Here is a 24,226-nt window from a genome sequence, read left to right on the forward strand (position 1 = left end):
CGCCACGCTATCACTGCGGATCCCGGTGATCACCATGCGTCGTCACCCCCGACGCCCCGGACAGGGGCAGCCAGCTGCACCTTTCGAGGTGCAGCAAACATCATGGTCCCGCCGTATCCAGACGCCTAGCGTGGTTTCCGCATGTCATGTGAGGTGGAGAAGGGAGACGCGCTGTGGCGCACGGCGAGGCCACCAGGCGGCAGTTCGACGGCGGGACATCGGGGACCGCGGCCGCGGACGGGGCCGCGGGGCCGGCTCCCCGGAGCCCCTGGGCGGTGGAGTTACGATCGGTCAGCAAAACGTACGGTCGGGGAGCGGCGGAAGTCGCCGCGCTGCGCGAACTCAGCATCACCTTCGAACGCGGGTCGTTCACCGCGGTCATGGGCCCGTCGGGCGCCGGCAAGAGCACCTTTCTGCACTGTGCGGCGGGACTGGACCGGCCGACGTCCGGCTCGGTGCGGCTGGGCGGCAACGACCTGGCGGCACTGGACGAGGCACAGCTGACCATGCTGCGCCGCGAGCGGGTCGGCTTCATCTTCCAGGCGTACAACCTGCTGGGGTCCCTGACCGTGGCGGAGAACATCACGCTGCCGCTGCTGCTCGCCGGGCAATCGGTCGAACCGGCCTGGCTGGAGCACGTCGCAGGGCGGGTCGGTCTGTCCGACCGGATGCGGCACAGGCCGGCCCAGCTCTCCGGCGGTCAGCAGCAGCGGGTGGCCATCGCCCGGGCGCTGGTCACCCGGCCCGAGGTGATCTTCGCCGACGAGCCGACCGGTGCGCTCGACAGCCGTACGGGGCGGCAGGTGCTCGCCCTGCTGCGGGAGATCGCGGACCGGGACGGCAACACCGTCGTCATGGTGACCCACGACCCGGTCGCCGCCTCCTTCGCGCAGCGCGTGGTGTTCCTGGCGGACGGGGCCTTCGCCGAGGTGATGGAGTCCCCGACCCCCGAGCGGGTGGCCGCGCGGATGACTCGCCTTGAGGAGTGGTGAGCCGATGGTGTTCAAGCTCGTCCGCATGACGTTGCGGGAGCGCAAGGCGGGACTCGTCGGGGCGTTCGTGGCTCTGGTCGGGGCGTCGATGCTGATCACCGCATTCGGCATCCTGCTGCAGTCGGGCCTCGGCTCGGGGGTCCCCACCCAGCGCTATGCCGGGGCCCAGGTGGTGGTCGGCGGCAAGCAGTCGTTCAAGGTCACCGAGGGCAAGACCAAGAAGAAGCCGCTGTCCCAGCCCGCGCCGCTGGACAGCAAGGTGACCGACGAGGTGGCCGCGGTCAAGGGTGTCGGTCGGGCGGTGCCGGACGTCAGCTTCCCCGCTCAGGTGGTGGCCGGGGACGGCGGGCTGGACTCCGGCGGCGGCGAGCAGCCGTCGACCGGCCACAGCTGGTCCAGCGCCGTACTGGGCCCCTTCACGCTGCAGCGGGGGCGGGCACCGCGACAGGCCGGCGAAGTGGTGCTGGACGCGGGACTGGCCGAGCACGTGGGGGTGTCCCCCGGGCAGCGGGTGAAGCTGGCGACCACCCAGGAGGCGCGGGAGTTCCTGGTTACCGGCGTGGCCTCGCTGCGAGGCGTGGACGGGCCGTTGCGCTCGGCGCCGGTGTTCTTCAGCGACGATGAGGCCACGGCACTGTACGGCCACCCCGGCCGGATCGACGCCGTCGGGGTACTGGCCGCACCGGGTACCGACCCGGATGAGCTGGCGGACCGGATCGACGACCGGCTGGACGGATCCGGCGCTCAGACGTACCTGGGCGACGACCGTAGTCAGGTGGAGTTCCACGACGTGGCTTCGGCCCGCTCCGGCCTGACGGAGCTGGCGGCCTCGCTCGGCGCGACGGTCGTGCTGATCGCGATGATCGTGGTGGCCAGCACCCTGGCCCTCAACGTGCACCAGCGACGCCGTGAGCTGGCCCTGCTGCGGGCCGTCGCGGCCACCCCGCGTCAGGTGTACAAGATGATGGCGGCCGAGGTCCTGCTGGTGTCCTTCGTGGCGTCGGTGATCGGATGTCTTCCTGGCGTCGTGGTGGCCAAGATCATGCGGGCCGCGCTCAGTCTGATCGGCATGGTACCCAAGGACTTCGCGTTCTCCTACGGCCCGCTTCCGATGCTGGTCGCCGTCTTCGCGTCCGTGCTCGCCGCCGAGGTGGCCGCGCTCGGGGTCGCCCGCAAGGCCGTGGCGATCCGGCCGGTGGAGGCCATGGGCGAGGCCCGGATCGAACAGGCGAAGCTGGGGCGCGGCCGCGCCTTCTTCGGGGTGCTGCTGTTCCTGCTCGGCGTCGCGGCGTCGCTGCTGCCCCTGTTCTTCGGCAGCGTCTTCGCGGTGGCCGGCGCGGGCACCGGCGGGCTCGTCATGATCATCGCTTTGCTGCTGCTGGCCCCGCCGGTGGTGAGTCTGGCGAGCCGGCTGATGGCCGGTCCGGTCCGCAGGCACACCGGACCGCACGGCTATCTGGCGGTGGCCAACACCCGTGCCAACGCCCGGCGGTTGGCGGCCGGTATCGGGCCGCTGACCCTGGCGATCGGCTTCGCGCTGGTGCAGCTGTGCATTCCGACGACGACCGCGGCGGCGGCCCAGGACCAGGCCGAGGCGGGCATCGTCGCCGACTTCACACTGCAGGGAGGGCCCGGCGGGCCGCCCCTGGGCGTGGTCCAGGACGCCGCCTCGGTGCCGGGAGTCGCCGCGACCACAGGTGTCGTACGGGTCGAACTGCACGCGTCCCGCAAGGTGCTGGGCTCACCGGAGATCTTCAAGTACCAGGCCCAGGGTGTCACTCCCGGCCAAGTGGACAAGACCATGGATCTGGACGTCACCGAGGGCAGCCTGACGAAGCTGCGCGGTGACGCGGCGGCCATCAGCGGCGGCGCGGCCAGCACCCTCGGTGCGCACGTGGGCGACCGCGTCCGGTTGAACCTCCCGGACGGTTCCGAGGCCCGGCCCGTGGTCGTCGCGGTCTACGAACGGGGCCTGGGCTTCGGCGACGTGACCCTGCCCCAGGACACGGTGCTGGCGCACAGCGTCCGGCAGGTGGAGGACGCGGTGTTCGTCAGGACCGTCGCGGGCGCCGACAAGGGGAAGGTGGCCAAGGCGCTGCATGACCTAGCCGGCCGGTACCCGGGCCTGGAGGTGCTGGACAGGGGCGGCCTCTCGGCGGCGCAGCAGGAACAGGCCACGTCGTCGGTGCTGACCAGTGCTCTTCCGCTGGCGCTGGTCTTCGGTTACCTCGCCATCTCGGTGGCCAACACACTGGTGTTGGCGACTCTGGGCCGTGTGCGGGAATTCTCGCTGCTGCGGCTGGTGGGGGCACCCACGGGGCAGGTGGTGCGGATGATGCGGGTAGAAGCCGGGATGGTGGTGGCCATCGCGGTGGTGGTGGGAACGGTGGTGCCGCTGCTGCCGCTGGTCACGGTGAGCCTGGGGCTCACGGGGTCGCCGGTGCCACGCATCCCGGTGCTGATGTATCTGGGAATCGTCGCCGTGACCGCCCTCATCGGGCTGACCGCGATCCTCCTTCCCACCCGGCTCGCGTTGCGTACCCGCCCGGTGGAGGGCATCGGTCTGCGCGAATAGCCCGCCTTCACGGCGTCGGCCCGTGGTGCGTCCCGGACGCACCACGGGCTTTTCGCGTGCGCCGGCCGAGCCGCCCACGGCGAATCCCCTCTTTCCGGCGCACGCGGATGTCAACCAGCGTTTTTCGCAGGTGACTTAAGGACGCTGACCGGCGGAAAACGCCGGTGCTAGCCTTCGGGAAACAAATCGATCTTCCCGAGCTGCGATCCACAGTACGTAAGGAATTCGCGGCCGTTCCAGGCTGTCTGCTGCCCGTCACAGAAAGCAGAGTAGAGGGGGGTTCACTGGTGTCACAAGAACTTGTGGCCCAATTCCACCGAATGACCGCGGAGTTCGGGATTCCACGTGCCCAGCTGGCATTGCTCGACGGCACCGCGGTGGAGGTGGCCCACACCGGCGGACCCGAGGCGGCGGCGCTGCGCTTTCCCTTCGCCTCCGTCACCAAGCTGTTCACCGCCACCGTGGCGTTGCAACTCGTGGGCGACGGTGATCTCGCACTGGACGTGGCTCTCGGGCGGTACGGCGACGAGTTCGCGGCCGCCCCCAACGGCCTGGGCGCGGAGGTGACCCTGCGGCACCTGCTGAGCCACACCAGCGGCCTGGTCTGCGACCTGGACGACGAGGACCGGAGCGTGCACGGATTCGTGGCCGCCGCCGGCGAGAGGGACCTGCTGTTCCCGCCGGGCGGCGCCTTCTCCTACTCCAACGCGGGCTTCGCGCTCGTCGGCCGGCTGATCGAGTCCGCGACCGGCATGGCCTGGCGCGAGGCCGTGGAGACCTTCCTGCTGCATCCGCTCGGCATCACCCCCGCCCACCTGCCGGGTCCGGGGCCGTCGGTCCCCGGCCCCGCCGTCGCCCAGGGCCACGCCGTCACTGCGGCGGGCGCCGTACCCGTGCAGGTCCGGGTCCCCGCGGCCCTGGCACCGGCGGCGGCACTGGCCGGTACCGCCGAGGACCTGGTGGCCTTCGCGCGGCTGCACCTCGACGCGCGTGACGTGGCGCACGGCGCGCTGCTCGACGACGACGGCGTCACGGCGATGCGGCGGCCGGCGCCGGGAGCCGAGCCCTACGGGCTCGCCGACGGCTGGGGCCTGGGCTGGGCCCGGTACGGATCCGCGGAGCGGCCCTGGATCGGTCTGGACGCCACGGGCGGCGGCACCACCTGCAACCTGCGGGTGCACCCGCAGGACGGCGCCGCCCTGGCCCTGCTCACCGACTCCACGGCGGGGCTGGCCCTGTGGCGCGGCCTCACCGACTGGCTGCGCGCGCGGGGCACGGACGTCGGCGCGGCCCCGGCCGGACGGTCCCGGCCGCATCCGGCCCCGGGCTCCGCACCCGCCGCCGACCGGGCGGGCACCTGGGCCAACGGCACCATGAAGTACCGCATCACCGGCGGCACGGGCGCACCCCTGCATCTTGAGGACGACACCGGAGCGCGCTACCGACTCGACGTCGATGACCACGGCGCTTTTTCCGCCCACCGCGTCGATGACCACGGCGCTTTTTCCGCCCACCGCGTCGATGACCACGGCGCCTTTTCCGCCCACCGCGTCGATGTCCCCGAAGCCCCGTACGCGGGCCGCTTCCTGCCGCACCCCGAAATCGAGCACGGCTGCCTCATGCAGTTCGCCGGACGCGTGCTGCGCAAGGAAGTGCCGTAGCGGGAACGAGCCGGTGGCTTCAACGCGACCGGCCGCTGAATTACCCGAAGCAAGGCTCTGCCTTCTTGGACGACTTTTCGCTGGAGTATGAGAAGTGACAGCAACGAACGGTACTCGGTGCGCTTCCCCGGAAACGGCCGCATTAGACGGCGGATTGTCACCCGTCCAGCGGCGGCTGTGGTTCTTGAACCGGCTCCAGGAATCCGGTGCCGGAGAGATGCTGGCCCGCGCCACACGACTGACCGGCGCCCTCGATCCGGCGGCGCTCGGGGACGCGTTGGGCGACCTGCTGGCCCGGCACGACCTGCTGCGCACCGTCCACGCCGAGCACGACGGCCACTGCCGGCCCGAACTCCGGCCCGCCCGGGAGCCCTTCGCCGCCCTGGCCGTGCGCCGCGCCGACGCGGGCGGGCTCGACCGGCGGCTGGCCGAGGCGGCGGCCCTCCCCTTCGACCTGACCCGTGACATTCCGCTTCGCGCTGACGTGTTCCGGCTCGCCCCCGACGACCATGTCCTCCTGCTGGTGCTGCACCGCATCGCCGGGGACGAGGCGTCCTGGCAGCCCCTGCTGGACGACCTGGCCGGCGCCTACGCCGCCCGTGCCCGCGGCGAGCACCCCGCGAACGACGGCCGGCCCGCGCAGTACGCACAGCTGGCGGCGCGGCAGGCCGACGTCCTCGGCACCCTGGACCGGCCGTCTCCGGCGACCGTGACCGAACTGGAGTTCTGGCGCAGCGCACTGGCGGGAGCGCCCGAACAGCTCCAGCTCCCCGCGGACCGCACCCGTGCGGCCGTCGCCACGTACGTCAGCGCCGAGCTCACCCTGCGTCTGGACGCCCGTCGCCACCGAGCCGTCGAGGCACTGGCCGCACACACCGGCACCGATGTCTTCGCCGTGCTGCACGCCGCGATCGCCGCCACTCTCCGCCGCTTCGGCGCGGACCGCGACCTGTCGCTGGGCACCACCGTCAGCAGCCGCGGACGCACCGAGTCGGCCGTGGTGGGCCCGCTGGTGAACACCGTGGTGCTGCGCACCGCCATACCCGACGGTGTGAGCTTCACGGAGCTGGTGCGCGCCTGTGCGGCCACGGCCGCCGCCGCCCGCGCCCACGGCGGACTCCCTTTCCCGTGGCTGGTCGAGGCGGTGCGGCCGGACCGGGCGCTGAACCGGCACCCGCTGTGCCAGGTCGTCCTCGACCTCGCCCGGCCGGTGTCCGCCCCGGACGCCTTCGGCGACCTGGCGGCGCGAACCTGGCGGGTGCCCGCCACCAGCTCGCCCTACGACCTGCACGTGCGGGCGGTGCCGGAGCACGAGGACGGCGCCCCCCGCGGCATGGACATCCTGGTCGGCTACAGCCGTGAGCTGTTCGACGAGCCGACCGTACGCCGCCTCGCCGAGGCCGCTCTGCGGCTGCTGGCCGACGCCACCGACGCCCCCGAGCGGGCGCTCGACACGTTCGACGTCCTGGACGGTGCTGAGCGCGACCGCCTGCTGCGGCAGTGGAACGCCACGGCGCGGCCGGTGCCGGACGGCACGGTCGCCGACCTCTTCGAGGCCCGGGTACGCGCCTGCCCCGAGGCCCCGGCCCTGGTGCACGCGGGCCTGACCACCAGCTACGCGGAGCTGGACGCCGACGCCAACCGGATCGCACGGGCCCTGGTCGATCGAGGCGCGTGCCCCGGTACCTTCGTCGCCCTCGCGCTCCCCCGCGGCACCGGCCTGGTGGCGTCCCTGCTCGCGGTCGGCAAGACTGGCGCGGCGTATCTGCCCCTCGACCCGGAGTACCCGGCCGAGCGCATCGCCTACGCACTGTCCGACACCGGGCCCGTCACCGTCGTCACCGACCGCCGCACCGCCGGGCGGCTGTCCGCCACCGGTGCCCGCCTCCTCGTACTGGACGAGGCGGACACCGTGCGCGAGCTGGCGGCGTTGCCGGACACCCCGCCGGTCGAGGCGGCGCGGCGCACCGTGCCTGGCGCCGACCAGGCCGCGTACGTCATCTACACCTCCGGCTCGACCGGCAGGCCCAAGGGCGTGGTCGTCGGACGACGGGCGCTGGCCAACTTCCTGTCCTCGATGGCCGCGCTGCTGCCCCTCACCCCCGCCGACGTGTGGACGGCGGTCACCACCGTCGCCTTCGACATCGCGGCCCTGGAGCTGTATCTGCCGCTGACCAGCGGGGCCACCCTGGTGCTGGCCGACCGCGAAGCCGTCCTCGACCCGCAGGCCCTGGCGTCCCTGATCACCGCCACCGGCACCACGGTCATGCAGGCCACCCCCAGTCTGTGGCAGGCGCTGTGCGACCAGCAGCCCCAGGCCGTGCGGGGACTGCGGATGGCCGTCGGCGGCGAGGCGCTGCCCGTCGCCCTCGCGCGGTGCATGCGGCAGCTGGGTGCCGAGGCCGTCAACCTCTACGGTCCGACGGAGACCACGATCTGGTCCACCGCCGCCCGGCTCGACGACCGCCCCGGCGCCCCGGCCATCGGCCGGCCCATCGCCAACACCCGCGTCTACGTGCTGGACGCCACGCTGCGGCCGGTACCCACCGGAGTGCCCGGCGACCTGTACATCGGCGGGGCCGGCGTCGCCCACGGCTACCAGGGGCGACCCGGCCTCACCGCGGAACGTTTCGTGGCCGACCCCTTCTCCGGTGAGCCGGGCGCGCGGCTGTACCGCACGGGCGACGTGGCCCGCTGGGCGGCGGACGGCAACCTGGAGTTCCTCGGCCGCAGCGACCACCAGGTCAAGGTCCGCGGCTTCCGTATCGAACCCGGCGAGATCGAGGCGGTCCTGGAGCGGCACGCCGACGTGTCCAAGGCGGTCGTCGTGGCCAGGGAACTCCGTCCGGGCGACGTGCGGCTGCTGGCCTACACCGTTCCGGCCGCGGGCCGGCACCCGGATCCCGCCCGGCTGCGGGAGCACGTGGCGTCCGCGCTGCCCGACTACATGACACCGGCCGCGGTCGTCCCCCTGGCGGAGCTGCCGTTGACCCCCAACGGCAAGGCCGACCGCGCCGCACTGCCGGCACCCGTCCTGGAACCGGCCGCCACCCGGCGCGCGCCCCGCGTCGCCCGCGAGGAACAGCTGCACACCCTGTTCTGCGAGGTGTTGGGCGTCGACGGGATCGGCATCGACGACAGCTTCTTCGACCTGGGCGGCCACTCCCTGCTCGCCACCCGGCTGGTGAGCCGCATCCGGGCCGAGCTGGACAGCGAAGTGTCCGTCCGCACCCTGTTCGAGGCCCCGACGGTGGCCGCGCTCGCCCAGCGCCTCGGCGGCTCCCACGCCGGACCCGGCCTCGGGCGGGCCGGACGCGGCGGGCCGCTGCCGCTGTCGTACGGACAGCAACGGCTGTGGTTCCTGCACGAGTACGAGCCCGGGGGCGTCGAGTACAACTCGCCGCTCGCGCTGCGGCTGACCGGGGCACTGGATGCCGGGGCCGCCGAGGACGCGCTGCGGGCGCTGGTCGCCCGCCATGAGGCGCTGCGCACCACCTTCGACGTCGTCGACGGCCACGGCAGGCAATGGGTGCACGACGCCGCGCCGGTGCCGGTGCGGTACCTGGACTTCTCCACGCGCCCGGTGTCCGAGCGCGCCCGGGAGCTGGACCGGCTGCTGCGCGCGTACGCGGCCCGTCCCTTCGACCTGCGGCGCGGACCGCTGCTGCGGGTGGTGCTGGTGCGCCTGTCCGAGCGGGAGCACGTCCTGCTGCTGGACATGCACCACATCATCATCGACGGCTGGTCCAAGGACGTGCTGGCGCGGGAGTTCTGCGCCCTGTACGAGCAGGCCACGACGGGCACCGCGGCGAACCTGGCGCCGCTGCCCGTGCAGTACGCGGACTACGCCGTGTGGCAGCGCGCGGCGGAGGAGCGGCGCAGCGGCGCCGGGCCACGCGAGGACCTCGACTACTGGCGGGGCAAGCTGGCCGGCGTCGGTCCGCTGGAGCTGCCGACCGACCGGCCCCGCCCGCCGGTCCGCACCTCGCCGGGCGACCAGCACGTCTTCTTCGTTCCCGCCGAACTGGGCCGGGAGGTGGCCCGGTTGTGCCGGGACCAGCGGATCACGCTGTTCGGCGCCCTGGTGGCGGCGGTGCAGCTGCTGCTGTCCCGCTACAGCCGTCAGCAGGACGTGGCCGTGGGCACGATCGTCTCCGGGCGCGACCGGGTCGAGCTGGAGAACGTGCTGGGCTGTTTCGTCAACACCCTCGTCCTGCGCGGCGACGTCCGTCCGGAGGCGACGGTCGGGGAGTTCCTGGCGGGGACCCGCCGCACCGTCCTGGAGGCGCTCACTCACCAGGAACTGCCCTTCGACCGCCTCGTCGAGGAGTTGCAGCCGGAGCGGGACGCGAGCCGCACCCCGCTGTTCCAGGCGGCGGTGACCCTCAAGCGGGTGCAGACCGTGGAGTCCCCGGGCCTGCGGGCCGAGGAGGTCCCGGTTCCCAGGACCAGGGCGATGTTCGACCTGGGCTTCGAGTTCGAGGACCGGGACGGCGCGTTGTCCTGCCGGGTGGAGTACAACACCGACCTGTTCGACCACCTCACCATCGAGCGGATGTCCGGGCATGTGCTGGTGGTACTGGCGGCACTCTCCTCGGGCGCGCACCGCACCCTGGGCGATATGCCGCTGATGACGGACGCGGAACGGCGGCTGGTCACCGAGCAGTGGAGCTGTCCCGCCCCGCACACCGGCCGCGTCGGCCACCGGAACGTGCCCGCGGCCCTCGCGGAGCAGGCCCGCCTGCGGCCGCGGGAGCTCGCCGTGGTGTCCGCCTGCCGACAGCTCACCTTCGGCGAACTGCACGCGTGGGCCGACTCGCTCGCGCACCGCCTCGTGGCGTACGGGGTGCGCCCTGGCAGCGTCGTCGCCGTACGCACCGGCCGCGGCCCGCAGATGACCGTCGGGCAGCTGGCCGTCCTCAAGGCGGGCGGAGCAGCGCTGCCCCTGGACCCGGCGCTGCCGGCGGAACGGGCCGCCTACATCCTCCGGGACGCCGAGGTGTCCGTCGTGGTCACCCAGCGGCACCTGGCCGACGGCCCGGAACCCGGGGAGGGCCGGGTGCTGTACGTGGAGGACGCCGAGGGGCACGCGGTGGACGGCCCGCCCGGCGTCGAGACCGGTCCGGGGGACCTGGCGTACGTGTTCTACACCTCGGGCTCCACCGGCCGGCCCAAGGGCGTGCAGATCGAGCACGGCAACGTGCTGCACCTCCTGCAGTGGTACCGCGACTACTACCACGTGGGCCCCAAGGACCGCGCCTCGCAGCTGGTGGCGCCGGGCTTCGACCCGACCCTGCTGGAGCAGTGGGGCAACCTCGCCGCCGGGGCGAGCCTGTGGTTCGTCCCCGACGAGCAGCTCGACGACCCCTACCTGCTCACCGAATGGATCGCGGCCAACCGCATCACCCTCGCCGTGGTCCCGGCGCCGCGGCTGGAGTCCGTGCTGGATCAGCCCGGCGTCTACAAGGGCCAACTGCGCTGCATGCTCACCGGCGCGGACGTGGTCCGCCGCAGGCTGCCCGCGGACGCCCCCTTCACGCTCGTCAACCACTACGGTCCGACCGAGACCACGGTGCTGACCACGGCGGCCGTGCTGCGCGAGCGCGGGGACGCCTCCGACGAACGGCTCCCGTCCATCGGCTCGGCCATCGCCGGGACCCGTACCTACGTGCTCGACGAGGACCGCCGTCCGGTCCCCGTCGGTGTACCCGGAGAGCTGTACGTCGGGGGCCCGGGGGTGGGCCGCGGCTATCTCAACCGCCCGGAGCTGACCGCCGAGCGCTTCGTCCCCGACCCCTTCGCCCCGCAAGAGCGGCTGTACCGTACGGGCGACCTCGTACGGTGGCTGCCCGACGGCGAACTCGACTTCCTGGGGCGGCTGGACGCCCAGGTCAAGGTCCGCGGCTACCGCATCGAACCGGGCGAGGTGGAAAACGCCCTGGTGCGTCTGCCCGGCGTGGCCAAGGCCGCGGTGGTCGCCGACGCGGGCGGCTCCGGGTCCGCCGTGCTGACGGGATACGTGGTGCCGGAGCCCGGCGGGGCACCCGACCCGGAAGAACTGCGGGACAGGCTCGGCGCCGACCTGCCCGAGTACATGGTCCCGTCGCACATCCTGGTGCTGGCCGCCTTCCCGGAAACCACCAGCGGCAAGATCGACCGCAACGCCCTGCCGAGGCCCTCGGCCCGGCCAGAGGGCCGGCACGCGTACACCGCGCCCCGCAACGCGGTGGAACGGGCCCTGGCCCGCATCTGGGAGCAGGTGCTGGACACCGAGCGGATCGGCGTCCTCGACGACCTGGCGGCTCTGGGGGCCAGCTCCGTCCTCACCCTGCAGACCGTCTCCCGAATCCGCCAGGACTTCGGTGTCACCGTCTCGGTGCGCGAGGTCTTCACCGCGCGGACCGTCTCCGAACTGGCCGGCGTGGTCCGTGCCAAGGCCCGCGTACAGCTGCGCCGCCCTGAACCGGACGCCACTACTCGCACCAGCGCACGAGGGGAATGACATGCACGACCGGAACGCCGGCGCACCCGACCCGGACGACTTCGACCACTGGGACGACGACGCCCTCGACGCGCTGCTGGAGCAGCGGCTCAACGACCGGACCGGGACGGTGACGGAAGCCGCCGCCATCCGGCCCGTCGACGACAGCCTGCCCGCCCCCCTGTCGTTCGGCCAGGAGCGGCTGTGGTTCCTCGACCGGTACGAGTCCGGAGGCATCGAGTACACCTCGTCCGTCGGGCTGTGCCTGCGCGGTGAGTTGGACACCGCGGCACTCGCCACCGCACTCGGCGGGCTCGTCGCCCGCCACGAGCCGCTGCGTACCACCTTCGCCGCCGTCGAGGGCCGCCCTCACCAGGTCGTACGCCCCGCGGCCCCGGTGGAACCGGAGACACAGGACCTCAGCGGCCTGCCGGCACAGACCCGGCAGGCGCGGGTGGACGAGCTGTTGCGGGCCGAACTGAGCCGCCCCTTCGACCTCGTCGAGGGGCCGCTGCTGCGAGCCGTGCTGCTGCGGCTGGGTGCCGCCGAGCACACCCTGCTGCTCACCATGCACCACATAGCCGCCGACGGCTGGTCCAAGGGCGTGATCGCCCGCGAACTGGGTGAGCTCTACACGGTCGCGCTGGAGGGAGGCGAGCACCGGCTGCCCGAGCTGCCGGTGCGCTACCGCGACTACGCCGGCTGGCAGCGCGAGCAGCTGACCGACGCCCGGCGGGATTCCCAACTCGCCTTCTGGAAAGGCGCGCTGGCCGGTGTGGAGCCGCTGGAACTGCCCACCGACCGGCCCCGGCCCGCCGTACGCACCACCCACGGGGCACTGGCCCTCTTCAGCGTCCCGGCCGAGGTGGCCCGGGGCCTGGCCGAGCTGGGGCAGTCGCACGGTGGCACGCTGTTCTCGGTGCTGGTGGCCGCCTCGCAAGTGCTGCTGGCGCGCTACTCCCGGCAGCGGGACATCGCGGTGGGCACCGTGACCATGGGCCGGGACCGCAGCGAATTGGAGCCGCTGGTCGGCTTCTTCGTCAACACCCTCGTCCTGCGCTCGGACGTGGACACCGACGTGCCCTTCACCGACTTCCTCGGACGGGTCACCGACACCGTCTGGGACGCCCTGGCCCACCAGGACATCCCCTTCGACCGACTGGTGGACGCGCTGCGCATCGAGCGGGACCCCGGCCGCACCCCGCTGGTGCAGGCCGCGGTCGTCCTGCAGAACACCCCCGCCGGGGAGATCGTGCTGCCGGGACTGGAGGTGACGGAGTTCCGCCCGCCCTCCGTGTCCTCGATCTTCGACCTGACACTGGAGTTCGCCGAGACGACCTCCGGGGAACTGACCGGCACCGTCGAGTACAACACCGACCTGTTCGACGCCGGGACCATGGACCGCTTCACCCGGCACCTGGGCGTGCTCCTCGCCGGCATCGTCGCCGACCCGCACCGCCCGGTCGGCGACCTCCCCCTGCTGACCGCCGGTGAACTGCGCACCCTCACCCGCGAGTGGGGCGACCACCGCGTCCCGTACCCGGCCGACGCCACCGTGCACGGCCTGGTCGCCGCCCGGGCCCGGCGCAGCCCGGACGCGATCGCGGTCGGCGGGACGGCCGAACTCACCTACCGCGAACTGGAGGAGCGCGCCAACCAACTCGCCCACCACCTCATCGCCCAGGGAGCCCGGCCCGGCGCCCATGTCGCGGTCTGTCTGCCGCGCGGCGCGGACTTCTACCTGGCCCTGCTGGCCGTGCTCAAGGCGGGATGCGCCTATGTGCCGCTGGATCCGGACCATCCGGCCGAGCGGCTGGCGTACATGCTGGAGGACACCCGGGCGCCGGTATGCCTGACCGACCGGACCCTGGCCGGCCGGCTGCCCGCCGGCCGGACCCGTACCGTCCTGCTGGACGCGGAGGCCGACGCGATCGCCGCCCGCCCGCAGGACACCCCCGAGGTGGCGGTCGGCCCGGGCGACATGGCGTACGTGCTGTACACCTCCGGGTCCACCGGCACACCCAAGGGCGTCGTCGTCGAGCACCGCTCGATCGTCCGTCTGGTCAGCGGCGCCGACTACGCGCCGCTGCACCCGGACGATGTCGTGGCCCAGGCCGCGGACGTCACCTTCGACGCCGCCACCTTCGAGATCTGGGGCGCCCTGACCGCCGGCGCGCGGGTGGTGCCGCTGGACCGGGAGACCCTGCTGGACGCACGGGCACTGACCGAGGCCGTCGACCGGCTGGGCATCACCACCATGTGGCTGACCGCCGGGGTGTTCGACCAGGTGGCGGCCGTCGACCCGGCCGCGTTCGGCAAGCTGCGGAACCTGCTGTTCGGCGGGGACGCCGTCAACCCGCGCCGGGCGGCCCAGGTCCTCGCGACCGCACCGCCCGGCCGCCTGGTCAACGGCTACGGCCCCACCGAGACCACGACCTTCGCGACCTGGCACCACGTCCGCGAGGCCGACGGGACCACCCCGATCCCCATCGGCCGGCCCATCGTCAACACCTCGGTGTACGTCCTGGACGAGCGCCGGTCGCCCGTTCCCGTGGGAGTCCCCGGCGAGCTGTACGTCGGCGGGCCCGGCGTCGCCCGCGGCTATCTCAACCTTCCCGAGCTGACGCAGGAACGCTTCACCGCCGACCCCTTCTCCGACACCCCCGGAGCCCGCCTGTACCGCACCGGCGACCTGGTGCGCTGGCGGGCCGACGGCACCCTGGAGTTCCTGGGCCGCACCGACCACCAGGTCAAGGTGCGCGGCTACCGCATCGAGCCGGGCGAGATCGAGTCCGTGCTCGAACAGCACCCGAAGATCGCCGCGGCCGTGGCGCTGGTGCGCCAGGACGGCGACCGCAAGCAACTGGTCGGCTACGTACGGCGGTCCGGTGAGGAGGGCCCCGAGCCGGCCGAGCTGCGCGCCTTCGCCGAGGCTCGCCTGCCCGGCTACCTGGTGCCCTCCGCCTTCGTGGTGCTCGCGGAGTTCCCCCTCACCGCCAGCGGCAAACTGGACCGGCGCGCCCTGCCCGAACCCGTCGCGCAGCACACTCCCGGCACCGGCCGCACCGCCCCCGCCGACGAGGCCGAACGGGCCCTGGCCCGGGTGTGGTCCGAGGTGCTCGGCATCGAGGACGTGGGCACCCGCGACAACTTCTTCGACCTCGGGGGCGACTCCATCCTCAGCATCCAGGTCGTCGCCAAGGCCCGCCAGGCCGGCTGGGAGCTCACCTCCAAGGACGTCTTCGCCCGGCAGACCGTGGCGGAGCTGGCGCGGGCGGCCGTGCCGGTCACCTCCGCCGCCGACGCCGCCCCGGTCACCGGGGACGCCCCGCTCACCCCCGTACAGCACTGGTTCTTCGCCCACCACACCCGAGCCCCCCACCACTTCAACCAGTCCGTGCTGCTCACCCTCGCCCCGGACGCCGACGAACGGGCACTGGCGGCGGCGCTGCGCGCCGTGGTCGCTCACCACGACGCGCTGCGGATGCGCTTCCCCGGCCAGGGGGCCGGCCTCCGGCAGGTCAACCTGCCCGTCGGCGAGGACATCGCCCTGGAACGGGTCGACATGAGCCACCTCGACGCCGAAGAAAGGCCCCGCGCCAGGGCCACGCTGGCCGAACGGGCCCAGGCCGGGCTCAGCATCGAGGACGGCCCGCTGCTGCGTGCCCTGCTGTTCGCCGGGGCACCGGACGAGCCGTGCCACCTGTTCCTGACCGTCCACCACCTGGTCGTCGACGGGGTGTCCTGGCGGATTCTGCTGGAGGACCTGGAACGGGCCTTCGCCCGGACGGCGGCCGGCCGGCCGGTGGATCTGGGCGCCAAGACCGTCTCCTTCCGCGACTGGGCCCGCCGCCTGGCAGCCCACACCGCGGCGGGCGGCTTCGACGCCGAGTTGGAACACTGGCGGGAGGTGGCCGCCCACCCGGCCGCGCCGCTGCCGGTCGACCGCGAGAGCGACAACACCATGGCCTCGGTGCGCCAGGTGCGCGCCGGGCTGGACGCCGAGGCGACCGACGCCCTGTTGCACAAGGTCCCGTCGGTCTACCGCACCCAGGTCAACGACATCCTGCTCACCGCGCTCGGCCAGACCCTGCGCCGGTGGACCGGCGACGAGCACGTGGTCGTCGACCTGGAGGGGCACGGCCGCGAGGAGATCCTCGACGGCGTGGACGTCTCGCGAACCGTGGGATGGTTCACGTCGATCTTCCCCGTCCTGCTGACCGGCCCCGACGGAACCGGGGCGGGCGAGCTGATCAAATCGACGAAGGAGAGCCTGCGGGCGGTTCCGCAGCGCGGCGTCGGCTACGGGGCGCTGCGTTACCTGACCGACGGCCGGGCCGCCCTGCCCGGGGGTTCCCCCGCCGTCAGCTTCAACTACCTGGGGCAGTGGCAGGACACCGGCGGCGACGGACTGTACGCGGCCCTCGCCTTCGACTTCGGCCGCGACCACAGCCCGCTGGAGGAGCGCCCGCACCTGCTGGACGTCGTCGGCGAAGTACGTGGTGGCGAACTGGAGTTCACCCTCTACTACTCGCGTGACGTGCACGACGAGGCGACCGTGCGCACCCTTGCCGACGGCCTGGTCGGCGCGGTGCGCACCCTGATCGAGCACTGTCTGCGCCCGGACACCGGCGGCGCCACCCCGTCCGATTTCCCGCTGGCCGGCCTCGACCGGACCACGGTGGATCGGCTGGCAGGCGCCGGCACCCAGACCGAGGACATCTACCCGCTCACGCCCATGCAGAGCGGCATGCTCTTCCACGCGCTCACCGAACCGGACGGCGCCTACCTCGACCATGTCTCCTTCCTCCTCGAAGGGGCCGGCGACGCCGACGCGCTGAAGACGGCCTGGCAGCGGGTGGCCCACGAGACCGAGGCCCTGCGCACCCACCTGGTGTGGGAAGGTGTCGAACGCCCCCTGCAGGTCGTACGGCGCGACACCCGGCTGGACGTCCGCACCCTGGACTGGCGCGGCCACGGACAGGACGAACGGATCCGGTTGCTCGGCGCGTTGACGGCCGAGGAGCGGCGCGCCGGCATGGACCTGTCCCGCGGTCCGCTGACCCGGGTGGTACTGGCCCGGGAGAGCGACAGCGCCGTACGCGTCGTGTGGACCTTCCACCACATCGTCCTCGACGGCTGGAGCACGTCCCGGATCCTCGGCGACGTCTTCGCCCACTACCGCGCCCTCGTCGACGGAACGGCACCGCTGGAGGCCGTCCGGACCCCGCCCCCGTTCCGCGACTACGTGCGGTGGCTCGGTGGCCAGGACACCGCCCGCGCCGAGGAGTACTGGCACCGCGCGCTGGCCGGGCTGCACTCGCCCACCCCGCTGCCCTACGACCGCCGCCCCGCTGCGGGCCACCAGTCCGAGGCCGCCGAGCGGGTCCGTGTGGAGCTCGCACCCGAGCACTCCGCCGCACTCACCGAGTGCGCCCGCCGTCACCGGCTCACCCTCAACACCGTGGTCCAGGGAGCCTGGGCGCTGCTGCTGTCCCGCTACAGCGGCGAGGAGGACGTCTGCTTCGGCGCCACCGTCTCCGGGCGCCCGGCCGACCTGCCGGGCGTGGCGGAGATGGTCGGCAACTTCCTCAACACCCTGCCCGTACGCACCCGGGTGGCCAAGGACGACAACCTGCTGGCCTGGCTGCGGCGGCTGCAGGAGGAGCAGGTCGAGTCCCGGCGCTACGAGTACGCCTCGCTCCCTCAGATACAGGCCGCCTCGGAACTGCCGCGCGGCACCCGGCTCTTCGACAGCATCGTCGTCTTCGAGAACTACCCGGGCAACGAGGGCGCGGCGGCCGCGCACGGCCTGGCGGTCACCGGCGTCACCGCGGTGGACACCACCAGCTACCCGCTGGACCTGACCGCCTACCTCGACGGGGACCGGCTTGCCCTGCAACTCGCCTATGACCCGGCCCTGTTCGACCAGGACCGGGTGACACGGATGGCCGAGCACCTGGCAGGGCTGCTGCGCGGTATGGCCCACGGCCCGGACCGGCCCGTGGCGGAGCTGCCCATGCTCTCCGAGCGGGAGCGGAGCCGGCTGCTCGGCGACCTGAGCGGCTCCCCCCTCGCCTTCGACGAGGACAGCTGCCTGCACGAGCTGATCGCCCGGCAGGCCCGGCGCACCCCGCAGACCGAGGCGGTGGTCTACGGCGCGGCCTCGCTCACCTACGCCGAACTGGACGAGATGGCCGACCGGCTGGCGCAGGAGCTGGCGGCGCGCGGCGTGGGCCCGGACTCGGTGGTCGCCATCTGCGTGGAGCGCGGGCTGCACATGGTCGTGGCCCTGCTGGGGGTGCTCAAGGCCGGCGGCGCGTACCTGCCCCTGGACCCGGCACACCCCGCCGAGCGGCTGGAGTACGTGCTGGCCGACAGCGCCGCCGAGCTGGTCCTCACCCAGGCCGCGGTGGCCGGCCGGCTGCCGAGTGACGTGCCGGTGCTCCGGCTGGACGAGGAGTGGCCGCGGATCGCCCGGCTCCCTGCACGCACCCCGCAGTCCGCGGTCACGCCCGACCACCTCGCGTACGTCATCTACACCTCCGGTTCCACCGGGCGGCCCAAGGGCGTCATGGTCGAGCACCGCGGCGTCGTGTGCGCCGCCGAGTCCTGGAAGCGGGTGTACCGGCTGGCGGACGCGCCGCCCGCCCGCCAGCTCAACGTCGCCAGCATGTCCTTCGACGTGTTCGTCTCCGACCTGGCGCACGCCCTGTGCCACGGCGGCACGCTGGTCATCGCGCCCGCCGAGGCCACCACCGACCCCGGGCAGCTGCTGGACCTGATGCGCGGGGCCCGCGTGACCCACATGGAGACCGTGCCGTCGCTGGCCAACGCGCTGGTCGAGGAGGCTGAGCGCCGGGGCACCGGGCTGCCGCCGCTGCGCGTACTCGCCGTCGGCTCCGACAACTGGCGGACACAGGACTGCCGACGGCTCTTGGCGCAGGTCGCCGAGGGCACCGAGGTCCTCAACTCCTACGGCGTTACCGAGGCCACCGTCGAGTCCTGTGCGTACCGCGTGCGTGCGGACCGGCTGCCGGACGGCTCCGGCGTGCCGGTCGGGCAGGCGATTCCCGGGGCGCGCACCTATGTGCTCGACGAGGCCCGGCAGCCCGTCCCGGTAGGTGTCGTGGGCGAGCTGTACCTCGGCGGCCCCGGCGTGGCCCGGGGCTATCTGAACCGGCCCGAGCTGACGGAGGAACGGTTCGTGCCCGACCCGTTCTCCCCGGACCCGGGAGCCCGGCTGTACCGCACGGGCGACCTGGTCCGCCGACGGGCCGACGGCGACATCGAGTTCGCCGGCCGGGCCGACGACCAGGTCAAGATCAGGGGCTTCCGGATCGAACTGGCCGAGGTCGAAGCCGCCATGCGGCGGCATCCCGCGGTGGCCGACGTGGTGGTCGCCGCACGGACCGACGGCGGAACCCCGGCCCGCCTGGCCGGCTATGCCGTGCCCGCGCCCGGGCAGCCGTTCGCCCCGGCGGAGCTGCGCGCCCACCTTGAGGACACGCTGCCGAAGTACATGGTGCCCGCGGTGTTCGTCGAAATGGCCGCGCTGCCCCTGAACGCGAACGGGAAGGTCGACCGCCGCGCCCTGCCCGCCCCCGACGCGGAGGCGGCACGCGGCACCGGGCACGTGGCGCCACGCAACCCGGTGGAGGAGGCCCTCGCCGAGGTGTGGGCCGAGGTCCTGCGCGTCGACCGGGTGGGGGTCGAGGACAACTTCTTCGACCTCGGAGGCGACTCCATCTTGAGCATCCAAGTCGTGACCCGAGCACGGCAGAAGGGGATTACGTTGTCGTCCAAGGACTTGTTCGCCCACCAGACGGTCGCCGAGCTGGCGTTCGCGACGACCGCCGTCCAGGCGGCGGAGGAAGCCGCCGGCACCACGCGCGCCGAGCCCGTGGTGGGCCGGGTGCCGCTGACCCCCATCCAGCGCACCTTCTTCGACCGCCACTCGGCCGCACCCCACCACAGCGCCCTGTCGGTGCTCGTCACGCTGTCCGGGACACCGGACAGCGCCGCGCTGCGCCGCGCCCTCGACGCCGTGCTGGACCACCACGACCAACTGCGGGCCCGCTACAGCTCCTCGTACGGACGCTGGCAGCAGGAGGTGACACCGGCAGGCACCGGCTGGCCGCTGGAGGAGCTGGACCTGTCCGGGCAGGACGCGCCCGAGGAGGCCATGCATCAAGCCGCGGCACGCCTCCAGGCCGGCTTCGACCTCGCCGCCGGCCGCCCGGTCGGCGCGGCCCTCTTCCACCTGGGCCAAGACCGCGCTCCCCAGCTTTTCCTGACGGCCCACCACCTCGTCGTCGACGCGGTGTCCTGGCAACTGCTGCTCACCGACCTGGAGACCGCCTACGAGCAGGCGGCAGCGGGCGGGGCAGTGGACCTGGGGGAGAAGACCACGTCCTTCCGCGACTGGGCGCTGCGGCTGTCCGAACACACCGCGGCGGGAGGCTTCGACGACGAGCTCGACCACTGGGTGGCCACCGGCCGCCGGGCCGAACCGGACCTGCCGGTCGACCGCCGCGGCCGGGCGACGGTCGCCTCCGCGGCACAGGTGCGGATGTCCGTCGGTGAGGAGGACACCCGGGCGCTGCTGCACGACGTCCCGGCCACCTACCGCACCCAGGTCAACGACGTCCTGCTCACCGCGCTCGGCACCGCGCTGGCCGACTGGACCGGCAGGCGGAGCGTGCTGTTCGACCTGGAGGGCCACGGCCGCGAGGACCTCTTCGACGACGTCGACACCAGCCGTACGGCCGGCTGGTTCACCAGCGGCTTCCCCGTGGCTCTGACCCCGTCCGGCGAGGACTGGGGTGAGCGGCTGAAGTCGGTCAAGGAACAGCTGCGCGCGGTGCCGCGGCGCGGCATCGGCTACGGCGCGCTGCGCCACCTGAGCCCGGCCGGCTCGCCCGCCGAGATCCTTGCCGAGGCCCGCCGCGCGCAGATCTGCTTCAACTACCTCGGCCAGGCCGACGAGCCGGCGGCCGGCGGAGCACTGGTCCACGACGTCCGGCTGGGCTTCGGCACGGAGCAGGCACCCGAGGAGACCCTGGAGTACCTCCTTGACATCGTCGCCCAGGTCCGGGCCGGCCGGCTGGAGATCACCCTGTTCCACTCCGCGGACGTGCACGACACCGCGACCGTCGAGCGGTTCGGCGAGCGGTTCGCGGACGCCCTGCGCGGCATCGTCGCGCACTGTGCCCAGGCCGGGACGGGCGGCGCCACGCCCTCGGACTTCCCGCTGGCGCGGGTGGACCAGCGGACACTGGACCAGCTCGCCGAGCACGGCGGCCGCATCGACGACCTGTACCCGCTGACGCCCATGCAGAGCGGGCTGCTCTTCCACAGCCTCACCGAGGGCGAGGGCGAGGGCATCTACCTGGGCCACCTGTCCTTCGTCCTGGACGGCGTCGACGACCTGCCCGCCCTGGCCGAGGCCTGGCAGCGGCTGACCGACCGCAACTCGATCCTGCGCACCGCCGTCGTCTGGGAGAGCGTGGACGACCCGCTGCAGGTGGTGCACCACGGCGTACGGATGCCGGTGGAGGTCAGGGACTGGACCGGCCTCACCGGGACCGAACGCGCCGAGCGCTTCGAGAAGCTGCTGGACGAGGAGCGGGCCCGCAGCATGGACCTGACGGTCGCGCCGCTGTCCCGGGTCACCCTGATCGCCGAGACGGAACGCAGCGTCCGTACCGTGTGGACCTCGCACCATGTGCTGCTGGACGGCTGGAGCAGCGCGGATCTCCTGGCCGAGCTGCTGGAGCACTACCTGCGGCTGCGCGGCCTCAAGCAGGGCCCGCTGCCGGCCCGGCGGCCCTTCCGCGATTATGTGGCCTGGCTGGACCGCCAGGACCCGCGGGCGGCCGAGCGGCACTGGCGCCGGGTGCTGGAGGGCCACACCGAGCCGACCCCTCTGCCCGTCGACCACGACCTGCCGGGCACCGAGTGGACCGGCTCGCGGGCCCGGGTCTCCTTCCAGCTTCCCCAGGAGACCTCCGACCAGCTCGGCGAGCTGGTCAAGCGCCACCGGCTCACGGTCAACACGCTCGCGCAGGGCGCCTGGGCGCTGCTGCTGTCCCGCTATGCGGGGCGTACCGACGTGTGCTTCGGCTCGGCGGTGTCCGGGCGGCCCGCGAATCTGCCCGGCGTCGAGTCGATCACAGGCATCTTCATCAACAACATCCCCGTACGCACCCGCGTGGAGGGCGGAAGGCGGCTGCTGGACTGGCTGGCCGGCCTGCAGCAGGAGCAGACCGAGGCACGCAGCTACGAGTTCGTGTCGCTGTCGCAGATCCGCGGCTGGGCGCAGGTACCGGCCGGCACCAGCCTGTACGACAGCTACATCGTGGTCGAGAACTATCCGTACGAGGGCGAGATGGGCGCCGAGTACGGGGTGAGCCTGCGCGACCCGCAGGCGCTGGAGTTCACCAACTTCCCGATGGTGCTCGCGGTGTTCCCGGCCGGACGACTGGCCTTCCGGCTCGCCTACGATCCGGTGCTGTTCGAACCGGGGACCGCCGAGCGCGTCATGTCCGACCTGCGCGCCCTGCTGCAAGAGATCGCCGAAGCCCCGGAGCGCACGGTCGCCCAGCTCGGTGAGCTCAGCGCCGAACACCGACGGGAGGTGCTCACCGCCCACCAGGGCCCGCGGGTCGAGTTCGACGACCGCCCGGTGCACCAGCTGTTCGCCGAGCAGGCGGCGCGCACCCCGGACGCCGTGGCCCTGGTGGACGGGAACAGCCGGCTCACCTTCGCCGAACTCGACGCCGCCGCCAACCGGCTGGCGCATCACCTGACCGAGCGGGGCGTCGGCTCCCAGACTCCGGTGGCGGTGCTCCTGGAGCGCGGCACGGACCTGATCACGACGCTCCTGGCCGTGCTCAAGGCGGGCGGCACCTACACCCCCGTCGACCCGTCGGCGCCCGCCGAGCGGTTGTCCCTGCTGCTGGAGGACATCGCGGCCCCCGTCGTGGTGACCCACGGTCGGCTGCGCGAGCGGCTGCCCCAGGGCCGGGCCACCGTGGTGAGCCTGGACGGGGAGCGGGAGCGGATCGCGGCGCAGCCCGGCACCGCACCCGAGACCGCCGTCGCCCCGGACGCGGCGGCGTACATCATCCACACGTCCGGCTCGACCGGGCGCCCCAAGGGCGTGGTGGTCGAGCACCGGGGCCTGGCCAACCTGTTCGACAGCCACCGGCGTACGGTGTTCGCTCCCGTCCGGGCGACCGCGGCCGGCGGCGCACTGCGCGTGGCACATCTGGCTCCGGCGTCCTTCGACGCCTCGTGGAACCCCGTGCTGTGGATGGCCGACGGCAACGAGCTGTACATCGTCGACGACACCACCCGCCGGGACGTCCAGGCACTGGCCGACTACGTCGTCGACCACGGCATCGAGTTCCTGCAGACCACGCCGTCCTACGTCCAGCAACTGGCCGACACCGGTCTGCTGGAGCGGCCCGGGCTGCGGCTGCGCGGGCTGGCCCTGGGCGGTGAGCCGGTCGGCCAAGAGCTGTGGGACCGGCTGCGCGCCCACCCGGAGCTCGTGAGCTTCAACTTCTACGGCCCGACCGAGTGCACGGTGGACGCCGTGACCGCGCGGCTGGCCGACAGCGAGCGCCCGGTGATGGGCCGCCCGGTGCAGAACACCCGGGCCTACGTCCTGGACGAGGACCTCAACGTACTGCCGGCGGGCGCCCCCGGAGAACTCTGCCTGGCCGGTGCCGGGCTGGCCCGGGAGTACCTAGGCCGGCCCGAGCTGACCGCCGGTTCCTTCGTACGGGCTCCCTTCGGATCCGGTGAGCGCCTCTACCGCACCGGCGACCGGGTGCGCCGGCTGCCCGACGGGACGCTGGAGTTCCTGGGCCGCCTCGACCACCAGATCAAGCTGCGCGGCTACCGCATCGAGCCCGGCGAGATCGAGCACGCGCTGACCGGCCACCCGGCCGTCACGGAGGCGGTGGTCGCGTTACGCGGCGAAGCGGAGGCGGTGCGCCTGGCCGGATACGTCCGCGTGGCCGACCCGGCGTCTTTCGACGCCGAGGCGGTGACCGGCCACCTCGCCGAGCGGCTGCCGGACTACATGGTGCCGCCCGTGCTGGTGCCGCTGACGGAGTTCCCGCTCACGTCCAACGGCAAGGTGGACCGCGAGGCACTGCTCCGGGCACAGGCACCGCAGGCCGCCGACCGCGGGTTCGTGGAGCCGCGGACCGACACGGAGAAGGCCCTGGCGAAGATCTGGGCCGATGTCCTGGAGGTGGACCGGGTCGGCGCCCACGACAACTTCTTCGCCCTCGGCGGGCACTCCATCCTCAGCCTGAAGACCCTCTCCCAGATCAAGCGTGCCTTCGGCGTCCGGCCCACGTTCCGGGAACTGCTCGACACCCCCACGCTCGCCGGATTCGCCGAGCTGATCGAGGAGGCGCTGCTGCGGGAGCTGGAGCGGGCCGCCGCCGAGGAAACCGCAGCGGACGACGCTGCCGACGCGGAACGGAAGGTGTAAGAC

At 73.1% G+C, this 24,226-nt stretch carries 5 protein-coding genes; all 5 read left to right on the forward strand.

Annotated features, from left to right (window positions below; all coding sequences use genetic code 11):
- The first annotated feature begins 173 nt into the window (after positions 1-173).
- The 5 genes from ACFYNP_RS04695 to ACFYNP_RS04715 all read left to right on the forward strand — a co-directional run bounded on the left by ACFYNP_RS04695 (position 174) and on the right by ACFYNP_RS04715 (position 24,223).
- The gene (locus ACFYNP_RS04695; protein ID WP_388782617.1) at positions 174-992 is read left to right on the forward strand and encodes an ABC transporter ATP-binding protein; all 819 of its coding nucleotides are present in this window, start codon (positions 174-176) and stop codon (positions 990-992) included.
- A gap of 4 nt (positions 993-996) precedes the next feature.
- The gene (locus ACFYNP_RS04700; protein ID WP_388782619.1) at positions 997-3,567 is read left to right on the forward strand and encodes an FtsX-like permease family protein; all 2,571 of its coding nucleotides are present in this window, start codon (positions 997-999) and stop codon (positions 3,565-3,567) included.
- 320 nt (positions 3,568-3,887) lie between these two features.
- Positions 3,888-5,228, forward strand: coding sequence for a serine hydrolase domain-containing protein (locus tag ACFYNP_RS04705; protein ID WP_388782622.1), 1,341 nt, complete (start codon positions 3,888-3,890; stop codon positions 5,226-5,228).
- A gap of 94 nt (positions 5,229-5,322) precedes the next feature.
- Entirely contained in the window at positions 5,323-11,730 is a 6,408-nt protein-coding gene (locus ACFYNP_RS04710) for an amino acid adenylation domain-containing protein (protein WP_388782624.1), read from the forward strand.
- A 1-nt stretch (position 11,731) separates the two neighbouring features.
- Positions 11,732-24,223 (forward strand): amino acid adenylation domain-containing protein, encoded by a 12,492-nt coding sequence (locus ACFYNP_RS04715; protein WP_388782626.1) that lies wholly within the window; start codon positions 11,732-11,734, stop codon positions 24,221-24,223.
- Positions 24,224-24,226: the final 3 nt, after the last annotated feature.

Origin of the sequence: Streptomyces sp. NPDC006691, from assembly GCF_042869955.1 — a bacterium.
Lineage (GTDB): Bacteria > Actinomycetota > Actinomycetes > Streptomycetales > Streptomycetaceae > Streptomyces.